This window comes from Glycomyces halotolerans, from assembly GCF_054779575.1.
Window position 1 is genome coordinate 46,898 of sequence record NZ_BAAGXZ010000025.1, and the last position, 6,077, is coordinate 52,974.

General features: G+C 59.6%; 4 protein-coding genes and 1 pseudogene. 3 read left to right on the forward strand and 2 right to left on the reverse strand.

What is annotated here, in order from left to right; all coding sequences use genetic code 11:
* Nucleotides 1-12 precede the first annotated feature (12 nt).
* Entirely contained in the window at nt 13-1,605 is a 1,593-nt protein-coding gene (locus ACYVL2_RS17575; protein WP_460545710.1) for a DUF6119 family protein, read from the reverse strand.
* A 649-nt stretch (nt 1,606-2,254) separates the two neighbouring features.
* Between ACYVL2_RS17575 and ACYVL2_RS17580 the strand changes: the two genes are divergently transcribed.
* Together ACYVL2_RS17580 and ACYVL2_RS17585 are read left to right on the forward strand one after the other, a co-directional pair.
* Nucleotides 2,255-3,322 (forward strand): MrcB family domain-containing protein, encoded by a 1,068-nt coding sequence (locus ACYVL2_RS17580; protein ID WP_460545712.1) that lies wholly within the window; start codon nt 2,255-2,257, stop codon nt 3,320-3,322.
* A 228-nt stretch (nt 3,323-3,550) separates the two neighbouring features.
* A complete protein-coding gene (locus ACYVL2_RS17585; RefSeq protein ID WP_460545714.1) occupies nt 3,551-4,510 on the forward strand; it encodes a hypothetical protein in 960 nt (319 codons plus the stop codon).
* On the opposite strand, the gene ACYVL2_RS17590 is transcribed toward ACYVL2_RS17585, so the two are convergent.
* Nucleotides 4,476-4,673 carry a hypothetical protein gene (locus ACYVL2_RS17590; RefSeq protein WP_460545716.1) on the reverse strand — a complete coding sequence of 66 codons (198 nt, stop codon included), beginning with the start codon at nt 4,671-4,673 and terminating at the stop codon, nt 4,476-4,478. The two genes, ACYVL2_RS17585 and ACYVL2_RS17590, sit on opposite strands and share 35 nt — an antisense overlap.
* Before the next feature lie 905 nt (nt 4,674-5,578).
* Here ACYVL2_RS17590 and ACYVL2_RS17595 point away from each other — a divergent pair.
* Nucleotides 5,579-6,077: pseudogene (locus ACYVL2_RS17595) on the forward strand (IS1380 family transposase); the annotation flags it as partial.

Genomic DNA, 6,077 nt, shown 5'->3' on the forward strand with positions numbered 1-6,077 from the left:
TCCGCAACAGGATTATACACCTTTCTCCCTATATCCAATAGAGACTACAGTAAGTTCAATCTCTCTTGCAGCAAGAACTTTGTCAAGTCGGACAAGAGTTACTTTTGTGAAAGTAAACAGGTCCGTCGCCGTGATCTTCCGATCTCTCGCCATTACCAAGACGACCGAATGTGGACGACTCGTCATCAATTCAGTAGGCGCACCACTGCACGCCGCCACTTCTCGGAGTTTAGAAAGCGCATCTTCGTCGTACATCAAAGCATCAATCGAAACAAGCGCTTGGGCAACCAGATGACTGGCCGCTCCAGAACCTGGAACGTGTTTTACATGTAGGTAATCCCCATTTGGAGTCAAAATATCGCATGCTTCGAATCCATGCTTATTGTAACTAGTTCGAATTAGCTTTTGATCGAGCGACCATCCTCCCATTTCTTTAGCTACTGCATCGTTGTATTTCTTTTCCGTGGGGTAGACAGAACGATCCCAGGAAGGAAGTTCGACTATCGGAGTACGCCGAAAGATTTTTTCCACGGCTCGTTGCAGTCGCTCTCCATAATCCGAATTCATTGCATACCATTTTGAACTAAAAAAGCAGTATCTAGTGTTATGGATTTCAGCCTCGAAAGTAAGCCAGTTCAGGATAGGGATTGCCTGGCTGATTGGCTCAGTGCCATCAGCGTCTCGAAAAAGCACAACCTTTATCACGCGAGCCGCGGCGAGCGGATCCTGAGAATTCCTCTGCAATACCGCCTCGAGTAGATCCTCAAGCGAAGGGAGATCTACAATAATTTCTGAGTCTTTAATTCCAGGACCAACTATCCTGAAAGCCTCAGGGGTGCCGTTTTCATCGATTCTCTCGTGTGGCCACCCAAGAGCAAGGCGCGATGCCGCGACACCTTCAACAATGGCCGATGTTAGGTGTTCATTTAGCAAATCCAATAGCTCGGAGTGCTTAACTCGCGAGAACTGCTCCAACGTCTCGAGCTCCGGCTTTGGCTCAGACTCAAGCGCATTCGAAATCAAATCCAGGTCATTCAATAGATCTTGCGTCCCCTTGCCCAAGGGAATACTCAGTGCGTCGGCAGCCCTGATTGTTACGGACCCGCTACCATTGGCAAGATCCTCAATCACGGCGGCTCCGGCAATCCTCGTTACGATTTCACCGAAGTGTTCCACCCCGAAGGCCTTCAGGGATTCTCCCGCAGGGATTGAGGACCGATCCGTCCGTCCCCGATAATCTAGCTCGTTCTTCGTCAGCGATCTAATCGCTTCAGGAGTCGCAGTTCTTGTTGCGATGCGAATCCCGAACCCTGAATCTATAAACGCTTGATCGAGCAGCTGGAATCCCATTCCGAAACTCAGCGCCCATGCCTCATTCTGCCCATCACGTATTAGTAGAACAGCCGCAGGAGTCACATTTTCGATGTTTATCGCTACACCTGAGATAGTTGACACTCGCTCCGCCCATTTAGCCTTTTCACTGCGCATCTCACCAGAGACAAGAACGCCTTCACGGTCCCCGACCAGACAGTCATGTATGTCGAATGTCTCCGAATCATGATATTTCGGGCGAACGAAGGACCTGAGGTCTCGTGAGCCTTGCATGCGGTACAAAGTCGTACGCATCGCCAATGATTCCCTGTTTGCCATAAGGCATGGTACCAAGTCAACGTACCCAAAACGTCCCCTTTCGAAAGTTCACCCTTCTGGGCGATGACATCTTGCGCGCATATCCTCTATACGGACCTTTGGGAAATACCCACCCTCTTGTTAAGAGAACGGCAGCTTCCTAGCTGAGTTCAAACTTTCTATACATCATCAAGGGCGCGCTTCGCGCGCCTGGCGGCGCCCGCGCGCCCGGGGCGTGCGGCTGGCGCCGGTCCCCGTGCGGCGGGGCCGCCAGCGAGTAGGCACAGATGAGCTTGAAAGATTCCGGCCGGCACTGAGCCAGGTGGGCGCGGAGCGCCGGGCAGCGACGAAGCGGTGGGCAGCAGCCTCGCTCGGTTCCAGCCCGCGTGCGATCTGGTCAAGCAAGACTCCGGCTCTCTCCGGTCGAGACCGAATGAACGGCGTCCGACACCTCTGTGAGCGAGACCGTGGCGGTCAGCGGCATCCCGCAACCGTCGGGTAGGGCTACTTGCCGCCGCAAGCGTCGGCTGCGGCAAGGTGGCACCGCCGTTGGGCAGCAAGCTATCTGGCCAATGTCGGCGGTATGCGCTACGGTGCTGTCCTTCCCCTAAGACGAAGGACTCTCATGATTCGTACTCTGTTGACGCAGGTCGGGACGGCGGACTACGACTACAAAGGCAGCACGCAGCAGCCGATCTTCCAAACTCTCCGGGGTATCGTGGAGGCCCTCTACGAGGTAGCCCCTAGTCACTACATCGTCAAGCCCAGTACCGGTGTCGGTGGCTTGCCGCTGGGTCTCTGGGTCTCGATCCTCGATCCGGACGTCACAACAAGCGCCACCAGGGGCATCTATGTAGTCTTCCTGTTCAACGTGGAGCGGACACACGTCTCCTTGAGCTTGAACCAGGGCGTCACAGCAGCACCAGAGCTAGCGCGTGGGCGGAAAATGACTGTGAAACAACTGCTGCGAAACGAAGCTCAAGCGGTGCGAGATCTGCTCGAAGTTGACAACCAGGGCCTTACAACCGAATTGACACTCGGTACCGGTGACCGAGTCTCGAAGTACGAGGCGGGCAACATCTACGCGCGGACATGGAGACTCAGCGATCTACCCTCCGATGAGGTCATTTCCGAAGAAGTTCGGCGCTTCCTCAGTCTCTACACGGAAGCGGTCGAAGCGAAGAAGGGAGCGGTTCTTCAGGGAGTGATCGAGCCGCCGGCCCGCGGACCGTCGCGTGCTTCGAAAGCGAGCCAACGAGAGTTCAAACCGAAGAACGACGCTGAATACCGGGCCCAGATCAGCGCGGCGGTGCAGGTTCGAACGCGATCCCATGAAACCTTGGTAGATCGGTTGGGCAGGTGGGCGGAAACCCGCGGTTTCGAACCGAACACCAACGTGCACCCGCGCGACCTCGTTCTACACCGATCACAAGGCCCGGACTGTCTCATCGAACTCAAGGTCTTTCCCGCCGGCAAACCTCACCTGGGCCTCCGCGAGTGCGTAGGCCAGCTCCTCGAGTACCGGCATTTCTACGACTCGCCCGATACGGCCCTCGTCGCGGCTCTCTCCGAATATCCTGGACCCGCCTATGTTGAGTTCCTGGCGACTCTCCAGATCGCGGTCATATGGCCCGGTGGCGACCGCTCATGGCAGGGCTGCGAACGCGCACGTGCGCTTGGCCTCGCGGCATAGGTACCGGCACACCGAAGTAGACCGTCGCCGCAGAGCCGATTCCAGAGCCGACAACGGCAACCTGCCTTGACCGCCAACCACCAATCCTCACAGGTCCGAATGCCCGCTGACCTGCCGCAACTGCTTCCAAACCGGACACGATGAGGCATCAGTTCCGCCTTACAAGGCAGATGTCACTGGTTCGAACCCAGTAGCGCCCACCCTGCCGCCCGTAGTACCACCATTGGCATGGTTATCGCCCGTTTTAGTGCGATTGTTGAGCCCTTGCTCGTTTCGGATCTCGTTGATCTGTTCGAGCAGGGGCTTGATTGCTTCGCTGTACTCCTGCCGTTCGATGAACGGCCGGCGGTCTTCGCGGCTGTCGAAGTAGAGCTTGGTGAAGCACGTCTGGTCGGAGAGAGGCGGTATCGGCAAGCGCTCGCCATGCTCCAGCTTTCTGCCGGCTGGCGCCTCACCGACCCGCTCGCGCTGCGGCGCATCGAACTGCGCACCGCCCTCAGCGCCAGATACCACCGTCCGAACCCAGCCACCCCACCGGCCGTGACACTCCACCCGGACGCGCTGTTTCGGGCAAGAGGAGTATCGCGAGCTTCCGACACCACTCCAGAGCTCGACGACCTCCCCAGGTTGTACGAAGTCATAACCGCCGCGAGCGCCCACATCGATATCCTCCTCGATACCGAATCGGTGCCCGCGCATCCCGTTGACGGCTGGGTACAGAGTCTCCAGTCGTTCGCCGATTTCCTGCGCGACAACCCCCGCGGGCGCGAGCTGTTGCGGCAACGGACATGGGCGAAGTTCTTTTCCGATTTCTCGAAGGACCTCACCGAGGAATCCTGGAGGATCGGCATCACACCAGCCAAAATGTCCGAGTGGACCATGCAGCACGCAGAGGCCGATGTCTGCCAGATGCCCAGCCTCGGCTTGTTCCGGGAGGTAATCCACGAGAAGCTCAGTGACACCGCACTGCAGTGGGAATCGAACGACCTCACCGACATGATCTACCTGACCGCAGCCTCCGGATACTGCGACCAGGTCGTCGGCGAACGAAGCCACACCTCGCACATCAACAACAGCAACCGCAGGCTCGGGCGCGTCCAAAACGCGCACCGCAACATTCGCACGCTCCTCGAGAAACTGCAGCTCCCCGAAATCACCGACTCCAGTCGCCCGAACCGATTTCCGTGACCGATCCGATGGCCGGATCGCTCGGTTCAGGTTCGAGCACGCGTCCTTCGGCCCGCTCCCGCTCGGCCTTGGCGAGCCTGATGGGGACTCCGACGATCCGGTGAGCATCGATGGTCTCGCGCCACTCGCCGGTCACCCTGATCTTGCGGTCTTGTCCTGCCATTGGCCGACCGTAACGCCGGAGTCCTCATGTTCTGCGAATGTGACTATGCCGTGTCGCCGTTCAGGCGGCCAGGAGCCGGTAGATGCTGCGGCGACTGATCCCATACTCCGCCGCCAGCGCCTTCTTGCAGGAACCAGCCCGCGCCGCGGTCAGTAGCCGCTGGTAGTCGGCAGGGTCCAGACGGTCGCGGATCGCGCGGGGCTGGCCCTTACGGGACGCAGCCGCCAACGCCGAGACCGGCGGGCCCGGCTGGTGCCGTTCCGGGGACCCGGCGGCCGAAATGACGTCTCGTACGCGTGCCAATTGACGCGTGACCTGCGGTGATGAGTTGTAGTAAGCGGTGCTAAGGTCCACTGAATCGGACATTCACGCTGTTACATCTCATATCAAATGACCCAGTCTTGGTTATCACTGGTTATGACCAAAACTCCCCCGCCTTGTCCTGGGCCCCCGATCACCCCGACACCCTCACCGCACACGCCAACCTCGCCAACTGGAGCGAGGAAACCGGAGACCCGACCGCGGCCGTCACCGGCTACGAAGCCGTCCTCGCCGACTTCCTCCGGGGTGCTCGGCCCCGACCACCCCCAGACCCTTATGACCCGCTACAACCTCGCCTTCTGGCGAGGCCAGGCCGGTGACGCGGCCACAGCGGCCACCGACCTCAAGGCCCTCGAGGACGACACCGTTCGTATACTCGGCTCCGGCCATCCACTGGTTCAGGCGGCTCGGGACGGTCTCGAATACTGGCAGGAGCGAGCTACTGACAACCGCTGCGCAGACTAACCTCAGTTATTCTGCGCCCCAACGTCCTTGATGGAACCCAATGAGGAAAGGTGCTCGTTCACCTGCGAAAATGCGTGTGCTTAGTACACAAGAACGCGGGTTGAAGGAGCACCTTTCGGGTGAAGCGTATCGGATGGGATCGGGGTCTGGACGTGGCCGCTGACGGCAAGGGCCTGGTCGGACACGCGAGCGTGGTGCTGCTGCGCCGCCTCGCCGACCGCGTCGGCCTGACCGGCGAACTCGCCAAGGCACTGCCGACATCGGCAGGTCGCGGCTGGCTGGACCGGAGCATCGTGCTGGTCCAGTTGGCGATAGCGATCGTTTTGGGCGCGCAGAATCTGTCCGACGCCGAGCGCCTCGCCGGGCATCACCGGCCGCTGGGGCTCTCGGGCGGATCGGACTCGACCATGCGGCGCCTGCTCGCCGGGCTGGACACGAAGGCGCATCGGCGTCTCGCCCGGGCCCGCTCGCGGGCCCGCTCCCGCGTATGGGCACTGCTGCAAGCGGCTGATCAGGGATTCCCCTGGGTCGCGATCGCGGGCAAGACGTTGACCGGCTGGTCCGTGATCGACATGGACGCCACCATCATCACCTGCGCCACCAGGAAAGAGGGCGCGG